Consider the following 17,705-nt stretch of genomic DNA (forward strand, 5'->3'; position numbering starts at 1 on the left):
CCCGTCGGCGGGCGCGCGCGGCGCCACTCTCCAGAATGTGGTGGCCGGAAGGTCCTTTTGCCTGAGAGTTTCCGGGGCGGTTGCTCCTTCGGCGATCCGGTTTCCCGGATTCTCTCCCTTTCCGACAGCTTGTGTTTCGCCGTGGGGCCTCGCGCTGTCAAACGCTGATTGGGCGGAGCGCCTGCAGCGCGGGGAGGATTTCGGCATAGGAATCGATCACCGCCTCGGCGCCGAGCGTGGTCACCGGCACCTGCGAGAAGCCGAAGCTGCAGGCGATCACGGGCACGCCCGCCGCTTGTGCTGCCTGCACGTCATAGATGGAATCGCCGACGAACGCCGCCGGTCCGCCGGAGCGCCGAACCATCTCCAGGATCGGCGCGGGCGAGGGCTTGGCGGTGCCGGGGCCGAGCGTGTCGCCGCCGATCACGGTCGCGAAGCGCGGGCGCAGGCCGGTCGCCTCCAGCAGCGGCAGAGTCAGCGCCTCGAGCTTGTTGGTCACCACCGCCAGTGTGATGCCCTGCGCCGCCAGCGCATCGAGCGCGTCGAACACGCCCGGATAGGGGCGGCTATGCTCGGCATTGTGCACGGCATAGGTATCGACGAATCGGGGATAGAGCCGCGCGACCACCGCCGCATCGCCGCCGCCGGTCGCCGCGACGGCCTGCTCCAGCAGCTTGTGCACGCCGCGTCCGACCATCGAGAGGATTCGATCCAGCGGCAGCACCGGCCGGCCGTCGTCCGCCAGCACGCGGTTGAGTGTCGCGGCAAGGTCGCCGCTGGTATCGAGCAGCGTACCGTCGAGATCGAAGCCGATGGTCTGGAAGGGCAGGGGCATGGCGGCCGCATGACAGCATCGTGCTGGAAAAGCCATGTCCACCGTGGCAGGGGTGGCACCCCATTTTGACCGGAGACTGGCCACGTGACTGCACCCATCGCCGCGATCATCCTCGCCGCCGGCAAGGGCACGCGGATGAAATCCGACACGCACAAGGTGCTCCACCCGATCGCCGGGCGGCCGATGCTGCTCCACCTGATCGACAGCGTGAAGGCGCTGGGCGCCGCGCGCGAGGTGGTGGTGGTCGGCGCCGGGCGCGAGCAGGTCGAGGCCGCGGTCACGCCGCTGGGCGCCGAGACCGCGCACCAGGCCGAGCAGCTCGGCACCGGCCATGCCGTGCTCCAGGCGAAGGGCGCATTGGCGGGGTTCGAAGGCGACGTGCTGATCCTCTATGGCGACGTGCCCTTGGTCACCACCGCGACGATGCGGCGCATGGTCGAGCGGCTGCATGGAGACGACGCGCCCGCCGTGGTGGTGCTCGGCTTCCGCCCGGCCGATCCGGGCGCCTATGGCCGGTTGATCGTCGAGGGCGGGGATCGCCTGTCGAAGATCGTCGAGTACAAGGATGCGAGCGCGGAGGAGCGCGCCGTCACCCTGTGCAATTCGGGGCTGATGGCGGTGCGCGGCGCCGATCTGTTCGCGCTGCTCGATCGGCTGACCAACGAGAATGCGGCGGGCGAATATTACCTGACCGACATCGTCGAGCTGGCGAACGGCGACGGCCGGGTCGCCGCGGTGATCGAGACCGGCGCGACCGAAGTCGCCGGCGTCAACAGCCGCGGCGAGCTGGCAGCGCTGGAGGCCGAGTGGCAGCAGGCCCGCCGCGCCCGCGCGATGGTTGAAGGCGCGACGCTGATCGCCCCCGAGACGGTGTGGTTCGCCCACGACACCCAGATCGGCCGCGACGTGACGATCGAGCCGAACGTGGTGTTTGGCCCCGGCGTCACCGTGGCGGACGGCGTGGTGCTCCGCGCGTTCAGCCATATCGAGGGCGCGACCATCGCCAGCGGCGCGACCGTCGGCCCCTATGCCCGGTTGCGGCCCGGCGCGGTGCTGGAGGCGGATAGCCATGTCGGCAATTTCGTCGAGCTGAAGAACGCGGTGCTCGGCAAGGGCGCCAAGGCCAACCACCTCACCTATCTGGGCGATGCGAGCATCGGCGCAGGCGCGAATATCGGCGCTGGCACGATCACCTGCAATTACAACGGCTATCTCAAGCAGAAGACGGTGATCGGCGCGGGCGCGTTCATCGGATCGAACAGCGCGCTGGTGGCGCCGGTGGCGATCGGCGACGGCGCGATCATCGGCGCCGGATCGGTCATCACGCGCGACGTCGAAGCCGACGCGCTGGCCGTTACCCGGCCGGAAACATTGACGAAGCAGGGCTGGGCCACGACCTTCCGTGCGATAATGAAGGCACGAAAGGCCGCCAAATGACCGACCGCTATACCGACAAGCCGTTCCTCAAGCTGCTCGACGCCTATGTGCTCGACGCGATCGGCCATCTCGACGAGAAGAGCGATGCCCAGCTGACTGCCGCCGAACCCGCGCTGCGCGAAGCGTTCGGCGGGGACGGCGACTGGCGCGGCATTGTGGTGCAGCGGATGCAGTTCCCGGAAGGGATCGCCGGCGCGATCCGCGAAGTTTGGGAAAAGGGCGCCGTCCGTTTCCGCGAAGAGCAGGGGCATGAGCCCGACCCGTCCGAATTCACTCGGATCTTCAACGACACCAACTTCCCGCACTGACGCGTTGCGCCCGCCCCTAGTTGGAGGGGGCGGGCCGCAGCTGCGCGGAATCGATGTGCCAGCGCAGCTGCGAGGCCGACGCGCCGTCCACGCCATTGACCCGCCGCACGACATAGCTGCCGGTGAAGCGCTGCGCGGTGCCGTCGTCGAGCGTCGCTTCCACGGTTACGGGCACGGTCTGATAGACCGATCCTGCCGCGCCCTCGCTGGGCTGCAGCGCGCCGATCGTCACCTTGGTCGCGCGGGTGTGGGCGAAGCCCTTCTCGAACGCCGCGAAGGTCTGGCCCGGCCGCCCGTCGTCGCCCCATTGCGTCCAGGCGGTGCCATAGTCGCGCGCGTCGATGGCGGCGTAGTAGCGGCGCACGACGTCGGCGGCGGCCTGGCTGCTCCTGGGATCCACGGTGCAGCCCTGTACGGGCTGCCCGTCGCCATCGAGCAGCGCGCAGCTGCGGGCGATCTCGTCCTCGATCATCGCGCAGCTATTGGCGGCATTGCAGGGCGGATGCGTCGCCGGGGATACCTTGATGCAGAGGTTCACCCGCTGCGCCGCCGCTGCCTTGCCGATCTCGGCGTCGCAGCTGCGGGGCGTCAACGCGGTCTCCGTCGCCGTTGCCGAAGGGCTGGGGACGGGCGCGGCCTGCGTCGCGCTCGCGTTCGCCTGCGGCGTTGATCCGCTGTTCTGCGATGGCGCTTCGGCGCGCTCGGCGCCGCCACAGCCCGCGAGCGGCAACAGGAGAACCAACAGCATGAGGTTGCGACGAACCATAGGGGCGACCTTTTCTTGCGATCGGCGAACCGATGATTTTGGACCATGCTTAACGTCGTACGATGCCGTCCAGTAGCAGACCGTGTTCAGCTTGCCGAAACAATGCCCCGTCTAGGCGCGGCCGCCCACCCGCGCTAGGGCTGGGGCAGGAGGACGGATGCCATGTGCGGAATCGTTGGAATCGTGGGCAAGGAAGACGTCGCAGAGCGTCTGTTCGAGGGCCTCAAGCGGCTGGAATATCGGGGCTATGATTCGGCCGGCATCGCGACCGACGTCGACGGCAAGATCGAGCGCCGCCGCGCCTCGGGCAAGCTGGTCAATCTCGGCAAGGAACTCGCCGCCAACCCGCTGCCCGGCACCACCGGCATCGCGCATACCCGCTGGGCGACCCATGGCGGCCCGACCACCAACAACGCGCACCCGCACGCCACCGGCGAAGTGGCGCTCGTCCACAACGGCATCATCGAGAATTTCAAGGCGCTGCGCGAGGAACTGACCGCCCGCGGCCGCACCTTCACCAGCGAGACCGACACCGAAGTCGTCGCGCATCTGGTCAGCGAGAAGGTCGAGGCCGGCATGGCCCCGGCCGATGCGGTGCGCGAGGTGCTGCCGCGCCTCCACGGCGCCTTCGCGCTCGCCATCCTGTTCCGCCAGCATCCGGACCTGCTGATCGGCGCCCGGCTCGGCTCGCCGCTGGTCGTCGGCTATGGCGAGGGCGAGACCTATCTCGGTTCGGACGCGCTGGCGCTGGCGCCGCTCACCCAGCGCATCGCCTATCTCGAAGAGGGCGACTGGGTCGTCATCACCAAGGACGGCGCCGAGATCTTCGACCGCGACAACAACCCCGTCGAGCGGCCGATCACCATCTCGGGCGTTACCGGCGAGCTGATCTCCAAGGGCAACCATCGGCACTATATGCTGAAGGAGATCTACGAGCAGCCGATCGTCGTGGCGCAGACGCTGCGCTCCTACCTTCAGCGCATGGAGGAGAAGATCACGCTGCCGATTCCGGAGTTCGATCTCTCGGCGATCAAGCGCGTGACGATCGTCGCCTGCGGCACCAGCTATTATGCCGGGATGGTGGCGAAATACTGGTTCGAGCAGTTCGCCCGCGTGCCGGTGGACATCGATGTCGCCTCCGAATTCCGCTACCGCGCGCCGGTGATGGAAGAGGGCGGGCTGATGATCGTGATCAGCCAGTCGGGCGAGACGGCGGACACGCTCGCCGCGCTCCGCCACGCCCGCAGCGAGGGGCAGAAGATCGCCGCGGTGGTCAACGTGCCGACCAGCTCGATGGCGCGCGAGGCGGACCTGCTGCTGCCGACCCATGCCGGGCCGGAGATCGGCGTCGCCTCGACCAAGGCGTTCACCTGCCAGCTGGCGGTGCTCGCCGCGCTGGCGGCCAACCTTGCCCGTGCCAAGGGCAAGCTCGACGAGGCCGAGGAACGCCGCATCGTTCGCCATCTGGCGGAGGCGCCGGCCTCGCTCAACGCGGCGCTTGCCTATGACGAATCGATCCAGGCGATGGTGGGCGTGATCGCGGCGGCGCGCGACGTGCTGTATCTCGGCCGCGGCACCGATTATCCGCTGGCGCTGGAAGGCGCGCTGAAGCTGAAGGAAATCAGCTATATCCACGCCGAAGGCTATGCCGCCGGCGAGATGAAGCATGGGCCGATCGCGCTGATCGACGATGCCGTGCCGGTGATCGTGATCGCGCCCTCGGGCCCGCTGTTCGAAAAGACCGTCAGCAACATGCAGGAAGTGCAGGCGCGCGGCGGCAAGGTGGTGCTGATCTCGGATTATGACGGCATCCAGGCGGCAGGTGATGGCTGCATCGCCACCATCACCATGCCGAAGGTCCACCCGCTGATCGCGCCGCTCGTCTATGCGGTGCCGGTGCAGCTGCTCGCCTATCACGTCGCCGTGGCCAAGGGCACCGACGTGGACCAGCCGCGCAACCTCGCCAAGTCGGTCACCGTCGAGTGATGCGCTGGCGTGGCCGGGGTTCGCTCCGGCCACGCCGCCACGTGGCCCCTCGCGCAAGGTCTGTAATTTTGCATCGGATCGGCTAGGCCCTGCACCATGCAAGGCTGGAAACCCGACATTGCCGGAACGCTGGGTCCGAAATATCTGGCCATTGCCGAGGCGATCGCGCGCGATATCGAGGGTGGTGCCCTCCGCCCGGGCGACCGGCTGCCGCCGCAGCGGATGCTGGCCGAACTGCTGGGCGTGGACCTCACCACTATCACCCGCGCCTATGGCGAGGCGCAGCGGCTGGGGCTGATCGAAGGCGATGGCCGGCGCGGCAGCTTCGTGCGCAACCAGGCTGCGCAGCCCCCCGGCATCGCCTATGCCGAGCCCGCCGATGCCGGCATGAACGCCCCGCCCGAAGCCGGCGACCGGCAGCTGGAAAAGGCGTTTGCTGCCTCGGCGGCCAGTCTGCTCGGCAGGGCGGATGGTCCGGCGCCTTTCCACTATCAGCCGCGCGGCGGCATGGGGCTGGCGCGCACGGCCGGTGCGGCGCTGCTGCAGGAGCGCGGCATTCCCGCCCAGGAAGACAGCGTGCTGATCAGCGCCGGCGGGCAGCATGCGCTGCACGCGGTGACTAGCACCGAACTGCGCCCGGGCGACGTGCTGGCGGTCGCCGCGTTCGTCTATCCCGGGCTGCTCGCCGTCGCCCGGCGCTACGGTCTGAAGCTGCGCGTGGTCGCGAGCGACGGCGAGGGCATGCTGCCCGAGGCGCTGGCCCAGGCCTGTGCGGAAGGCGCGGCGGCGGCGTATGTGGTGCCCACCAACGACAACCCGACCACCGCGACGTTGGGCGTCGCCCGGCGCGCGGCGCTGGCTGCGGTGGTCCGCAGCCATGGCATCAAGCTGATCGAGGACGACGCCTATGGGCTGCTCCCCGAACGGCCGCTGCCGCCGCTCGCCGCGCTGGTGCCGGAGCGGTGCTGGCACATCGCCAGCGTCTCCAAGATCCTGTCGCCGGGCCTCCGCGTCGCCTGGATCGCCGCGCCGGACATCGCGGCGGCATGGCGGCTGGCGGCCGATCTGCACGAAACCGCGGTGATGGCACCGCCGCTCAATGTCGCTGTCGTTGCGGACTGGCTCCACGGCGGCAGCTTCGACACGCTGCGCGCAGCGGTGCGGGAGGAGGCGCGGGCGCGACAGGCGATCGCTCGCGCGGTGCTGCGCCCCGGCAGCTTTCACGCGCAGGACGAAGGCTATCATCTGTGGATGCCGCTGCCGGCGGGCGCGAACCCGGCGGAGATCGTCAGCGCGCTCCGGCCCCAAGGACTGGCGGTGGTGGCGGGCGACGCCTTTGCCGTCGCGCCGAGCGCGGCGCCGCCCGCGCTCAGAATTTCGATCGGCGGATCAATGCCGCGCGATCGGCTGGAGCGAGCGCTGCGGCTGCTCGATGCCCTCACCACGCCCGGCGCGACCCGCAAGATCGCGCTCGTCTAGGCGGTTCGGCCGACCCGGCGGGGCGCGATAGAGGGCAGGGTTTGATGCTTTGACACAGCTGGGTTACAAAAAGTCGGAATTCAGCCTGCTTGCCGCCCAGTTCCGGCGGTCTATATCGCTCGCACCTGCAGCAAAGAACGATAGAATGACCGCAACCACCCGCCCCCAGGGGCCCAAAGGCCCAAGCCTGCTCGCATCGATCCACGATGTCGGGCCCCGTTCCGAGGGCGCGGTAGACCAGCTTTCGGAGTTGTTCCTGCGGCATATCGGTGCGCCCCGCTATGCGATGCTGGTGGTGCCGGACCATTGGGGCTCGGCCCCGCTGGTCGCCGGCAGCCCCTTCGCCACCCGGCTGCGCGCCTGGGCCGATTCGGGCATCGAGATGTTCCTGCACGGCTGGTTCCACAAGGATGTGGCCGAGCACGCCTCGGCCGGCGCGCGCTTCAAGGCCAAGCACATGACGGCGGGCGAGGGCGAGTTTCTCGGCCTCGATTATGCCACCGCCCGCGACCGGATGGCGCGCGGCCGCGCGCTGGTGGAAGACATTATCGGCCGCCCGGTCACCGGCTTCATCGCGCCGGCTTGGCTCTATGGCGATGGCGCCCGCGAGGCGCTGCGCGACCTGGACTTCGCGCTGGCCGAGGATCATTTCCGCGTCTGGGCACCGCAGCAGCAGGATCGCGTGCTGGCCAAGGGGCCGGTGATCACCTGGGCCAGCCGCAGCAAGAGCCGGATCGCATCCTCGCTGGCAGTGGCGGCGCTGGCCCGCACGCTGATGCCGCGCCGCCCGGCGATGCGGCTGGGCGTGCATCCGGGGGATGTCACCGTACCCGCGCTGCTGACGAGCATCGACAAGACGCTGGGTGCGCTCACCAAGGGCGGCCGCTTCGGCCAATATCGCGAACTGCTGGAGACGCATTGATGCGCATCCTCGACGTCTGCGCCTTCTACAGCCCCTATGGCGGCGGCGTGAAAACCTATGTCCGTCGCAAGATGGAGCTGGGCGCCAAGCTGGGCCACGAGATCATCATCCTCGCCCCCGGCGAACGCGAGGAGATCCTGGAGGAGCGCGACGGCGCGATCCTGGCGACGATCCCGGCGCCCTTGCTGCCGCTCGACCGCCGCTACCGCTATTTCGACGACGAGCCCGCGCTGCACGCCGCGCTGGACCGGTGGCGGCCCGATTTCGTCGAAGCCTCGTCGCCGTGGCGCAGCGCCTCGATGGTCGCGCGCTGGCAGGGTTCGGCGGCGCGCGCGCTGGTGATGCACGCCGATCCGCTGGCGGCCTATGCCTATCGCTGGTTCGGCACGATCGCCAACCGCGAGACGATCGACAAGGGCTTTTCCTCCTTCTGGCAGCATCTCCGCCGGCTCGACGAGGGCTTCGACCAGGTGGTGACGGCGGGGCACGACCTTGCCCGCCGGCTGACCGAAGGCGGTCTCACCAAGGTGGTGACCATCCCGATGGGGGTCGAACCCGGCTATTTCAGTCCCGGCCTGCGCGATGAATCGCTCCGGGCCGAGTTGCTCGCCAGCTGCGGGCTCGCGCCCGAGGCGACGCTGCTGATCGGCGTCGGCCGGCTGGCGGCGGAGAAGCGCTGGCCGATGGTGATCGAGGCGGCCGAGGCGGCGGCGGGGCGGCACCCCATGGGGCTGATCCTGATCGGCACCGGCACCGCGCGCTCCAAGGTGATCACCGCGATCGGACGCAACCCGCACGCCCAGCTGTTCGAGCCGACCAGCAACCGCCAGCAGCTTGCCCGCGTGCTGGCGAGCTCGGACGCGCTGGTCCATGGCTGCGAGGCGGAGACCTTCTGCATGGTCGCCGCCGAGGCGCGCGCGAGCGGCCTGCCGCTGATCGTGCCGAACGAAGGCGGCGCTGCCGATCAGTTCGTCGAAGGGCAGGGGATGCTGTACCAGGCGGCCGATCCGGTAAGCCTGCGCGACGCGCTGACGCACTTCGTCGAGACCACCCCGATGTTCCACCGCATGCGCGCCATCGCCGACGCGCCCGGCACCCGGACGATGGACCAGCATTTCGAGGAACTGTTCGCCAGCTACCAGGCGATGGCATACTCGCGGGCGGCGTGAGGCGCGGCATTCGCAAGGTGGCAATCCCGCGCTGATCAGGGGCGGTTGTCGGTCCAGCACGGCTTCAAGAGCGAAAGGGTCCCGCTGACCCATTGTGAAAGGGGCGTTCCCCTGTTGCTGCTCAGCTCCATCGGCGTGCCGAATTCAGCGCCATATCGGCCGTAGAAGCGGATCGTGTAGCCTTCGCCGTCCATGACCAGGGATTCGGGATCTCCGGGCCTGACGACCGACGGCATCGGAAGTGCGTCCCAACGCGCGACCGCCTCGCGCACGCCGGCGCAGGTACGGCTGGTCGCCCACGTCACGCGCGGAGCGTCTTCGAGGCGGCGGGACGTTCGCCGTAGAATGACGTCTCCGGCAGCTGCTCCCGCTCCGCCTCGTAGAAACTCGACGGTTTCCGACGTGTGGGCAAGCGACGCAGAGATCGAAAGGCTGGCCCAAACATCGTGTGGCAGGTGCTGGCCGGCAGCCGCTTGCAGCAGGAGTGCAACTATCATCTACGCCTCCGGTCCTCGACCAATATCTTGAGAGTAGCGGCCGATCGTAGTCGCTACTCTCAAGATATTGATATCATGCCTTGATGGCGAGACGCTACGCTAGTCGCGGGCAGGCTCCGTCGCCGCCTCCAGCCGCTTCAGGAACTGCGGCAACGGGCAGCGATGCTCGGCGCCCTCGTCGCAGCCTGCGAGCCGCAGCGGGGTCCAGACCGTGCGATCGCGCGCGGCGCGCATGTCGGTGGCGCTCTGAGTGCGGTACCAGAGGCGCACGGCCTGCCCGCCGTTGGGCGCGCGCACCAGCGCGATGGCGATACCGCCGCCCGGCGCGGGGTCGTTGGTCGCGAAGCCCGGCGCCTTGACCGGCACCCCCAGCACCGCCGCCAGCGCCGCGACATTGGTGTCGTGGCCGACCAGCACGTCCAGCTTGGGTGCCGTGGTCGCGGTCAGGTCCTGGGTGATGCGGTCTACCGTCGGCGCCATCTGGAAGGCGGCCATGTAAGGCGGGCGGCTGAACACGTCGAACAGCGCGCCGTGGACCGCCCCCAGCGCCTCCAGCCGCGCCGGGGTCGCGCGGCCCCAGCCGACCTGCGCCGGCGGAAGGCCTTCGAGATATTGGAGCATCAGCACCTGCGCGGTGCCCGACGCGGCGCGGATCGGGCCCTTGAGGTCGATGCCGTGGCCGTCCTCGCTGGGGCGAACCGATGAAGGCTCCGCCGGGCTGCAGGGTGCTGCGGGGCAGGCGAGTACCTGCTCCAGCAGCTTTAGCCCGGCGGCGTGGCGCCGGGTCAGCGCCTCGGCACCGCCGGTATAGCGGTCGATCGACTCCACCGCGCGGCTCGCGTCGAACGCAGCCGGATGGGCGCCCAGCGGCTCGAAGATCGGATCGTTGGTGCCTTCGGGCTTGTGGCCGACCGTGATCCGGCAGCCGGGCGCAAAGCCCGCCGCATAGGCCTCGCCGCTGGCGATCGTGCGCGACGCGCTGTTGGTCCATAGCCGCACCACCGCCGGATCGGGGCAGCCGTTCGCGGCGACCAGCCCGGCGGCGGCGAACCAGCGTCGATCCGCCTTGGCGAGCGCGCGGAGCGCCGCGGCGCCGTGCGGCGTCACCTGCTCGGCCGGCGCGTCCCAGCGCGGCCAGGGCTGGCCGGTGCGCGTGGCGGGCGGCACTTCGCCGTCCAGCGGCGCGCGCACGCCGTGGCGCATCAGCAGCACCAGCCGCTCGATCCGCGGAGACGCAGGGGATGCGGCATGTGCCGCGACGGGCGTGAGCAGAAGCGCCGCGAGGGCGCCAACGGGGGCGAGGAAAGGCGGGGTCATCGCCGCAGTGTAGGCGCGCTGCATGAAGCCTGTGTGACGAAAAAAGAATACCAATCTAACAATTGGTATTACTTCAACAGTTTCCGCCGCTTGGCGTGCGTTGCAGCAAATTTGTCACGCCGAAGTGTCGGATTTGAAACAGAGCATACGCTGAATTGCAGCCGCCTTCGGCTAGCGGCCGCGTCGACCAGCAGGAACAGGCTGGCACCAATATCCAGCGAAGGAAATACCAATGGGACACTGGAACAAGCGCACCGCGCTGCTTCTGGGCGGGGGCATGGTCGCACTCATCGCACAGAATCAGGCATGGGCCGCCACGCCGCGCGAGAACACGGTCGCGGCCTCCGCGTCGGACACCCCTGCCTTGGACAACACGGACGATCAGACGCGCGACGGCGACACGATCGTGGTCACCGGCCAGCGCGCCGCGATCAAGTCCGTGCAGCAGGAGCAGGTGAAGAACGCCTCGCTCGTCACCATCGTCTCGGGCGAGGAACTGCGCGCGCAGCCGCAGCAGAACCTGGCGGACCTGCTCACCCGCCTGCCGGGCGTCAGCTCTTCGGTCGACCAGTCGCGCAACGCCGCCTCGACCGGCGAGGCGCAGTATCTCTCGATCCGCGGGCTCGACACCGCATACAACGCCTATGAGCTGGACGGCGTGCGGCTGGCGCAGACCGATGCGCGCACCCGCGCCATCTCGATGAACCTGCTGTCGCCCTTCGCGCTTTCCGAAGTCCGCGTCGACAAGGCGCCGACCGCGGCGCAGGACGGCGACGCCATCGCCGGCGTGATCGACCTGCGCACCGCCTCGCCCTTCGATTTCGGCGCGCACCATTTCCAGATCCGCGCGCAGGGCCAGATCGCCGGCCGCGCCGCCACCCGCGACCAGGATCCCTGGGGCGGCACGATCGCGCTCGAAACCGCGCAGCAGTTTGGCAATTTCGGGATCTATGCCTCGGGCTATTACGGCAAGAAGAACGTCTTCAGCGAGTCGGTGGCGATCCACAAGGACTATGTGAAGCAGAACGGCAACCTGCCGGGCGCGCTGCGCGACAACCTTGCCAACGCAGTGCCGGTCGGCGTCGAATGGAACATCTTCCAGAACCAGATCGAGCGCTTCGGCGGCACGGTGAACCTGGAATGGCGGGGCGACAGCACCGACCTGTACGCGCGCACCACGTACGGCGAATATCGCCTGAAGGACTGGATGGACCAGACCGCGGCGCGCAGCGTGGGCCTCACCGCCGGCCAGACCAACCCGAACGCCGGGAATCCGCTCGGTTCCAACTATGACAGCGCCGGCTATCTGGCGATGTACGGCCTAGGCGGCACCAACTATTTCCGCACCGAGCACAGCAATCAGCGGCTGTTCTCCACCAAGCTGGGCGGCGAGAGCCGGCTGGGCGACCTGACGCTCGACTATTACGGCGCCTATTCGCGCGGCGCGACCAGCTATCCGCTGCGCATCCAGGCGAAGTGGGGCAGCCCGACCTATATCGGGCCGAACGCCACCGGCCCGGCCTCCTACAAGCTGATCACCAGCCTGGCCGATCGCACCGATCCGCAGGTGCTGCTGAGCGACGGCGCGCGCAACACAATCACCAATCTTGACAATTTCACCCAGTCCTACACCACGGCGCAGTTCGAGGATTCGTGGGAATCGAAGCTCGAGGGCCGGCTGGACGGCACCTGGAAGTTCGGCGATCGCGGGCTCTCCTCGATCCAGGCGGGGGGCAAGTACGAAGCCTCGAAGCGCTATTCGAACAGCCTGGGCGATGACGGCGCGCTGGAATATGACTTCACCGCCAATGATCCCAACACCACCACGCTGACCTCCGTTCCGGGCAAGCGGCTGAACGGCTTCATGAACGGCGTGCAGGTGCCGTTCTATATCCCCGATCACGCCTGGATCGAGGCGCAGAACGCCAAGCTGTCGCTCGCAAAGCTGCCCGGAATCGATCCGGTCAAGCTGGAAGAGAACCGGCTCGACGGCAAGGAGCACCGTGCCAGCGGCTATGTGCTCGCCAACTTCGCGTTCGGCGGCCTGACGATCACCCCGGGCCTGCGCTACGAGCATAACTGGTTTCAGGGCCGCTACTGGCAGGACAACGGCACGACGGCGGGCTTCACCACCAGCGCCCGCAGGTATGACGAGTGGCTGCCGAGCCTGGTCGCTTCCTACCGCCCGGGCGAGAACACCGTGTACCGCTTCTCGGTGCGCAAGAGCTATTCGCGCCCGGCGTTCGATCTGCTGCTCGGGCCGACCAGCGTGACACGCGACGACAGCGGCAAGATCACCTCGATCTTCGTGCCCAACCCCAATCTCGACGCGGTGGAGGCATGGAATGTCGACACCTCGATCGAGCACAAGGGGGCGGGCACCGACCTGTTCTCGGCGGCGCTCTACTATAAGCGCCTGAACCATGTGATGTTCTCGACCGGCTCGACCAATGCGACCGGCGACCTCAATGTGTGGAATGCGCCCAACAGCCAGCTCTCACCCGACGGCGTGGAGATCGACACACTCGATACCAGCGCCAAGGGCAGCGTCTACGGCGTGGAGCTGTTCGCGCGCTACAGCCTGAAGGGGCTGCCGACGGTGCTGGACGGGCTTGGCTTCCAGGCCAATGTCACCCTCCAGCGGGCGGATGCGACGGTGTATGTCTCGAACGGCTATCGCCGCGAGCGGATGCCGGAGGCGCCGCAGGTGATGTTCAACACCGAATTGTTCTGGGTGCATGGCGGCTTCAACGCCGCGCTGAACTACGCCTATACCGGCAACAAGCTGTACGATCTGCGCTCGTCGCAGCCGGACACCTATGTCCAGCCGGTCTCCACGATGAACGCGATCCTCAGCTACGCGTGAACCGGCACCTCACCGCCGGCGTGTCGGTGCAGAATCTGCTGAATTCGCACAGCTACTGGGCGACGGCGGGGGTCGGCAAGGCGCTGCTCTCGGTGGATCGCAAGGGCGGCTATGTCGAGGTGGGCCGCACCTATATGCTCAACCTGTCCTACGCGTTCTGAACAAAAAGGCCGGTCCGCCAAGGGAGGGAAGCGGACCGGCCTGTCATGCGCAAGCAGTACTCTCGTACACGGAAAACAAGTCGGCGCCCCGCAGGGGGATCGGTTGTGGTGCGCCGACTTGTTCCAAATGGCTGGGCCCTGCGTCAGTTCAGGGCTGGCCGATACGCGTTACTGGCGAAGGGAACGGGGGGAAGCGCTTCCGTTCGCGTGCCCTCTAGATAGCCGCACCCGCCGATCCCGGCCATTCGGGGGGAGTCCGATCCGGGTTTTTCCGTAACGCTTTCTCAACGAACCAATCGATTGCAGTCGGCCACCGCCGCCAGCACGGGTGCTGCCCATTCGCGGCGGCAGATCAGCAGGTCGGGCACGCTGGTGCTCGCCTGGTTGTAGACGATCGGCGATCCGTCGATGCGCGAGGCATGCAGCCCCGCCGCCAGCGCGACCGCCACCGGCGCGCAATTGTCCCACTGATGCTGGCCGCCCGAATGGAGGTAGATCTCCGCTTCGCCGCGCACCACCGCCATTGCCTTGGCGCCTGCCGAGCCCATGCCGACATGTACCGCCCCGATCGAACTGCCGACCTCGGCGCAGAGCTGGCTGGCGCGGGTGCGGCTGACCAGCATGCGGGGTGGCTGCTGCGCGGGGGCGAGGGTGGGCGGCGTGTCGCTGGCGAGCGTCACCCCGAGCCGGGGCAGGGCGACCGCGCCCACCGCCGGCGCGCCATCGATGGCGAGCGCGACATGCACCGCCCAGTCCTCGCGCCGCTCGGCGAATTCGCGGGTGCCGTCGAGCGGGTCGATAATCCACACCCGGCTGCGGCCGAGGCGAACGGGATCGTCGGCCGATTCCTCGGAGAGGATCGCATCGTCAGGCCGCGCCGCGCGCAGCCGATCGAGGATCAGCGCATTCGCCTCGGCGTCGCCGCGTGCGCCGCCGGCGCATTCGCCCTGGATGCGGAGCAGCAGCGCGCCGGCTTCCTCGGCAATGGCATGGGCGAGTTGGGCGTCGTTCACAGCATCGGGCTCCATACGCCCATGATCGCCTCGACGATCAGTTCGGCCGCTTCCTCGGGGCTCGTGCGGGTGGTGTCGATGCGGATCTCGGGCGCGCTCGGCGGCTCATAGGGGCTGGAGATGCCGGTGAAATTGGCGATCTCGCCAGCCCGCGCCTTCTTGTAGAGGCCCTTCACGTCGCGGCGCTCGGCCTCTTCGATCGGCGTGTCGACGAAGATCTCGAAGAACTCGCCGGCGGGCAGCAACGCGCGCACCATCGCCCGCTCCGCACGGAACGGCGAGATGAAGGCGGTGAGCACGATCAGGCCGGCATCGGTCATAAGCTTGGCAACCTCGCCGATCCGGCGGATATTTTCCACCCGGTCCTGATCGCTGAAGCCGAGATCGCGGTTGAGCCCGTGGCGGATATTGTCGCCGTCGAGCAGGAAGCTGTGCTTGCCCAGCGCGTGCAGCTTCTTCTCGACCAGATTGGCGATGGTCGACTTGCCCGAGCCGGACAGGCCGGTGAACCACAGCAGACGCGGCTGCTGGCCCTTTTGCTGGGCATGCGCCTCCCGCGTGATCTCCACCGCCTGCCAATGGACATTCTGTGCCCGGCGCAGCGCGAAATCGAGCATGCCGGCGCCGACCGTGGCGTTGGTCAGCTTGTCGATCAGGATGAAGCCGCCGAGATCGTGGCTCTCGGCATAGGGCTCGAACACGATCGCGCGATCGGTGACGACTTCCGCGACGCCGATGTCGTTGAGCGCCAGCGTCTTGGCGGGCGCGCGCGCCATGGTGTTGACGTCGATCGCATATTCGGGCGCGCGGATCACTGCGCTGACCGTCTGGGTGCCGAGCTTGAGCCAATAGGCGCGGCCGGGCAGCAGTTCGGCCGGGTCCATCCAGACGAGGGTCGCCTTGAACTGGTCGGCGGCCTGGGGCGGCGCGTCGGCGGTGGCGATCACGTCGCCGCGCGAGCAATCGACTTCGTCGGCAAGGGTGAGCGTTACCGATTCCCCCGCGACGGCGATGTCCCTGTCGCCGCCCATTGCGACGATGCGGGCCACGGTGCTGGTACGGCCGGAGGGCAGGATGCGCACCGGATCGCCCGGCCGGATCGTGCCGCTGGCGATCATCCCGGCAAAGCCGCGGAAATCCAGGTTCGGACGGTTGACCCATTGCACCGGCATGCGGAACGGCTTGATGCGATCGATGTCGGCGTCGACTTCGACGCTTTCGAGATGGTCGAGCAGTACCGGGCCGGTGAACCAGGGCATCGCCTCGCTGCGCGTGGTGACATTGTCGCCCTGGAAGCCCGAGATCGGAATCGGCGTGAAGTCCTGGATGCCGATCGACTGGGCGAACTCAGCATAGGCATCGACGATGCGCTCGAACACGGCCTGGTCATAGTCGACCAGGTCCATCTTGTTCACCGCCACCACCAGGTGCCGGATGCCGAGCAGATGGGCGAGGAAGCTGTGGCGCTTGGTCTGGGTCAGCACGCCCTTGCGTGCATCGATCAGGATCACCGCAAGGTCGGCGGTCGAGGCGCCTGTGACCATGTTGCGGGTGTACTGCTCGTGCCCGGGGGTATCGGCGACGATGAACTTGCGCTTCTCGGTCGCGAAGAAGCGATAGGCGACGTCGATGGTGATGCCCTGCTCGCGCTCGGCAGCGAGACCGTCGACCAGCAGCGCGAAGTCGATCGCCTGGCCCTGGGTGCCGACGCGCTTGGAGTCATTCTCCAGCGCGGACAACTGGTCTTCGAAGATCTGCTTCGAATCGTAGAGCAGGCGCCCGATCAGCGTCGACTTGCCGTCGTCGACCGAGCCGCAGGTGAGGAAGCGCAGCAGCGACTTGGTCTGGTGCAGTTCGAGATATGCGGAGATGTCGGAGGCGATCAGCGCGTCGGGGCGATAGGCGGTCATCAGAAATACCCCTCCTGCTTCTTCTTCTCCATGCTGGCGGCCTGGTCGTGGTCGATCGCGCGGCCTTGGCGCTCGCTGGTGGTGGTGAGAAGCATTTCCTGGATCACGCTTTCCAGCGTGTCTGCCGTGCTCTCCACTGCGCCGGTCAGCGGATAGCAGCCGAGCGTGCGGAAACGGATCGAGCGTTCGACCGGCACTTCGCCGGAGTGCAGACGGAAGCGCTCGTCATCGACCATCAGCAGCATGCCGTCGCGTTCCACCGTCGGGCGGGGCGCGGCGAAATAGAGCGGCACAATCTCGATGCCCTCGGCGAGGATGTACTGCCAGATGTCGAGCTCGGTCCAGTTGGACAGCGGGAAGACGCGGATGCTCTCACCCTTGGCCTTGCGTGCATTGTAGAGCCGCCACAGCTCGGGGCGCTGGTTCTTGGGGTCCCAGCGGTGGCTGGCAGTGCGGAAGCTGAAGATGCGCTCCTTGGCGCGGCTCTTCTCCTCGTCGCGCCGCGCGCCGCCGAACGCCGCGTCGAAGCCATATTTGTCGAGCGCTTGCTTCAGGCCTTCGGTCTTCCACAAATCGGTGTGTAGGCCGCCATGGTCGAACGGATTGATCCCGCGGGCGATTGCCTCGGGGTTCTGGTGGACGAGCAGCTCCATGCCCGCTGCGGCCGCCGATCGCTCGCGCAGTTCGTACATCGCCTTGAACTTCCAGGTGGTGTCGACATGGAGCAGCGGGAAGGGCGGGGGCGCCGGGTAGAAGGCCTTGCGCGCGAGGTGGAGCATCACCGCGCTGTCCTTGCCGATCGAATAGAGCATCACCGGGCGTTCGGCCTCGGCGACGACTTCGCGCAGGATGTGGATGCTCTCGGCCTCGAGCCGCTGAAGATGGGTCAGCGGGGCGGGCGATGCGGTGGCGGAATCCATGGCGCTCGTTTGCAGCATGGAAGGGCATGTAAAAAGCCCCGGGTGCATGCGCGATCTAGTAAATGTTTAGCGCGGCATACCCGCCCCCGGCCGATCCTGCGGCGGGGGCGGGCAGCGGG

At 68.0% G+C, this 17,705-nt stretch carries 15 protein-coding genes and 1 riboswitch; of the genes, 8 read left to right on the plus strand and 7 right to left on the minus strand.

Features of this window, described 5'->3' with window-relative positions; all coding sequences use genetic code 11:
- Positions 1 to 39 precede the first annotated feature (39 nt).
- A riboswitch (glycine riboswitch) is annotated at positions 40 to 129 on the minus strand.
- 28 nt (positions 130 to 157) lie between these two features.
- The gene (locus ACTJKY_RS17395) at positions 158 to 835 is read right to left on the minus strand and encodes an HAD hydrolase-like protein (RefSeq protein ID WP_440847372.1); all 678 of its coding nucleotides are present in this window, start codon (positions 833 to 835) and stop codon (positions 158 to 160) included.
- Positions 836 to 919: 84 nt separating this feature from the next.
- Here ACTJKY_RS17395 and glmU point away from each other — a divergent pair, with 84 nt between their 5' ends.
- Positions 920 to 2,272: a bifunctional UDP-N-acetylglucosamine diphosphorylase/glucosamine-1-phosphate N-acetyltransferase GlmU gene (gene glmU, locus ACTJKY_RS17400; RefSeq protein WP_440847373.1), complete on the plus strand. Its 1,353-nt coding sequence runs from the start codon at positions 920 to 922 to the stop codon at positions 2,270 to 2,272.
- Positions 2,269 to 2,580: a hypothetical protein gene (locus ACTJKY_RS17405; RefSeq protein ID WP_440847374.1), complete on the plus strand. Its 312-nt coding sequence runs from the start codon at positions 2,269 to 2,271 to the stop codon at positions 2,578 to 2,580. The genes glmU and ACTJKY_RS17405 overlap by 4 nt, the downstream gene beginning before the upstream one ends.
- A gap of 16 nt (positions 2,581 to 2,596) precedes the next feature.
- On the opposite strand, the gene ACTJKY_RS17410 is transcribed toward ACTJKY_RS17405, so the two are convergent.
- Positions 2,597 to 3,328: a hypothetical protein gene (locus ACTJKY_RS17410; protein WP_440847375.1), complete on the minus strand. Its 732-nt coding sequence runs from the start codon at positions 3,326 to 3,328 to the stop codon at positions 2,597 to 2,599.
- Positions 3,329 to 3,508: 180 nt separating this feature from the next.
- Here ACTJKY_RS17410 and glmS point away from each other — a divergent pair, with 180 nt between their 5' ends.
- From glmS to ACTJKY_RS17430, 4 genes are all read left to right on the plus strand, one after another.
- Positions 3,509 to 5,332 carry a glutamine--fructose-6-phosphate transaminase (isomerizing) gene (gene glmS, locus ACTJKY_RS17415; RefSeq protein WP_440847376.1) on the plus strand — a complete coding sequence of 608 codons (1,824 nt, stop codon included), beginning with the start codon at positions 3,509 to 3,511 and terminating at the stop codon, positions 5,330 to 5,332.
- 96 nt (positions 5,333 to 5,428) lie between these two features.
- Positions 5,429 to 6,811, plus strand: a complete 1,383-nt coding sequence (locus ACTJKY_RS17420; protein ID WP_440847377.1) for a PLP-dependent aminotransferase family protein — start codon at positions 5,429 to 5,431, stop codon at positions 6,809 to 6,811.
- A 145-nt stretch (positions 6,812 to 6,956) separates the two neighbouring features.
- Positions 6,957 to 7,733 (plus strand): DUF2334 domain-containing protein, encoded by a 777-nt coding sequence (locus tag ACTJKY_RS17425; RefSeq protein ID WP_440847378.1) that lies wholly within the window; start codon positions 6,957 to 6,959, stop codon positions 7,731 to 7,733.
- Positions 7,733 to 8,902, plus strand: coding sequence for a glycosyltransferase (locus ACTJKY_RS17430; protein WP_440847379.1), 1,170 nt, complete (start codon positions 7,733 to 7,735; stop codon positions 8,900 to 8,902). Before ACTJKY_RS17425 ends, ACTJKY_RS17430 begins: the two co-directional genes overlap by 1 nt.
- A 35-nt stretch (positions 8,903 to 8,937) precedes the next feature.
- On the opposite strand, the gene ACTJKY_RS17435 is transcribed toward ACTJKY_RS17430, so the two are convergent.
- Complete coding sequence (locus tag ACTJKY_RS17435) at positions 8,938 to 9,207, minus strand: hypothetical protein (protein WP_440847380.1); 270 nt, start codon at positions 9,205 to 9,207, stop codon at positions 8,938 to 8,940.
- 291 nt (positions 9,208 to 9,498) lie between these two features.
- A complete protein-coding gene (locus ACTJKY_RS17440; protein ID WP_440847381.1) occupies positions 9,499 to 10,740 on the minus strand; it encodes a histidine-type phosphatase in 1,242 nt (413 codons plus the stop codon).
- Between the two features lie 208 nt (positions 10,741 to 10,948).
- On the opposite strand from ACTJKY_RS17440, the gene ACTJKY_RS17445 reads away from it, so the two are divergent.
- Together ACTJKY_RS17445 and ACTJKY_RS17450 are read left to right on the plus strand one after the other, a co-directional pair.
- Positions 10,949 to 13,582, plus strand: a complete 2,634-nt coding sequence (locus ACTJKY_RS17445) for a TonB-dependent receptor (protein ID WP_440847382.1) — start codon at positions 10,949 to 10,951, stop codon at positions 13,580 to 13,582.
- On the plus strand, positions 13,579 to 13,743 hold the full coding sequence (locus ACTJKY_RS17450; protein ID WP_440847383.1) for a hypothetical protein: 165 nt from the start codon (positions 13,579 to 13,581) through the stop codon (positions 13,741 to 13,743). The genes ACTJKY_RS17445 and ACTJKY_RS17450 overlap by 4 nt, the downstream gene beginning before the upstream one ends.
- A 284-nt stretch (positions 13,744 to 14,027) precedes the next feature.
- Here the strand turns inward: ACTJKY_RS17450 and ACTJKY_RS17455 are convergent, their stop codons facing one another.
- From ACTJKY_RS17455 to cysD, 3 genes are read right to left on the minus strand one after another with little or no spacing between them, the layout of a single operon-like run.
- On the minus strand, positions 14,028 to 14,771 hold the full coding sequence (locus tag ACTJKY_RS17455) for a 3'(2'),5'-bisphosphate nucleotidase CysQ (protein ID WP_440847384.1): 744 nt from the start codon (positions 14,769 to 14,771) through the stop codon (positions 14,028 to 14,030).
- On the minus strand, positions 14,753 to 16,666 hold the full coding sequence (gene cysN / locus ACTJKY_RS17460) for a sulfate adenylyltransferase subunit CysN (RefSeq protein ID WP_440847385.1): 1,914 nt from the start codon (positions 16,664 to 16,666) through the stop codon (positions 14,753 to 14,755). Before cysN ends, ACTJKY_RS17455 begins: the two co-directional genes overlap by 19 nt.
- Complete coding sequence (gene cysD / locus ACTJKY_RS17465; RefSeq protein WP_440847386.1) at positions 16,666 to 17,586, minus strand: sulfate adenylyltransferase subunit CysD; 921 nt, start codon at positions 17,584 to 17,586, stop codon at positions 16,666 to 16,668. Before cysD ends, cysN begins: the two co-directional genes overlap by 1 nt.
- Positions 17,587 to 17,705: the final 119 nt, after the last annotated feature.

The sequence above is a fragment of the Sphingomonas sp. 22176 genome, from assembly GCF_052045505.1.
In the GTDB taxonomy this organism is placed as follows: Bacteria; Pseudomonadota; Alphaproteobacteria; order Sphingomonadales; family Sphingomonadaceae; genus Sphingomonas.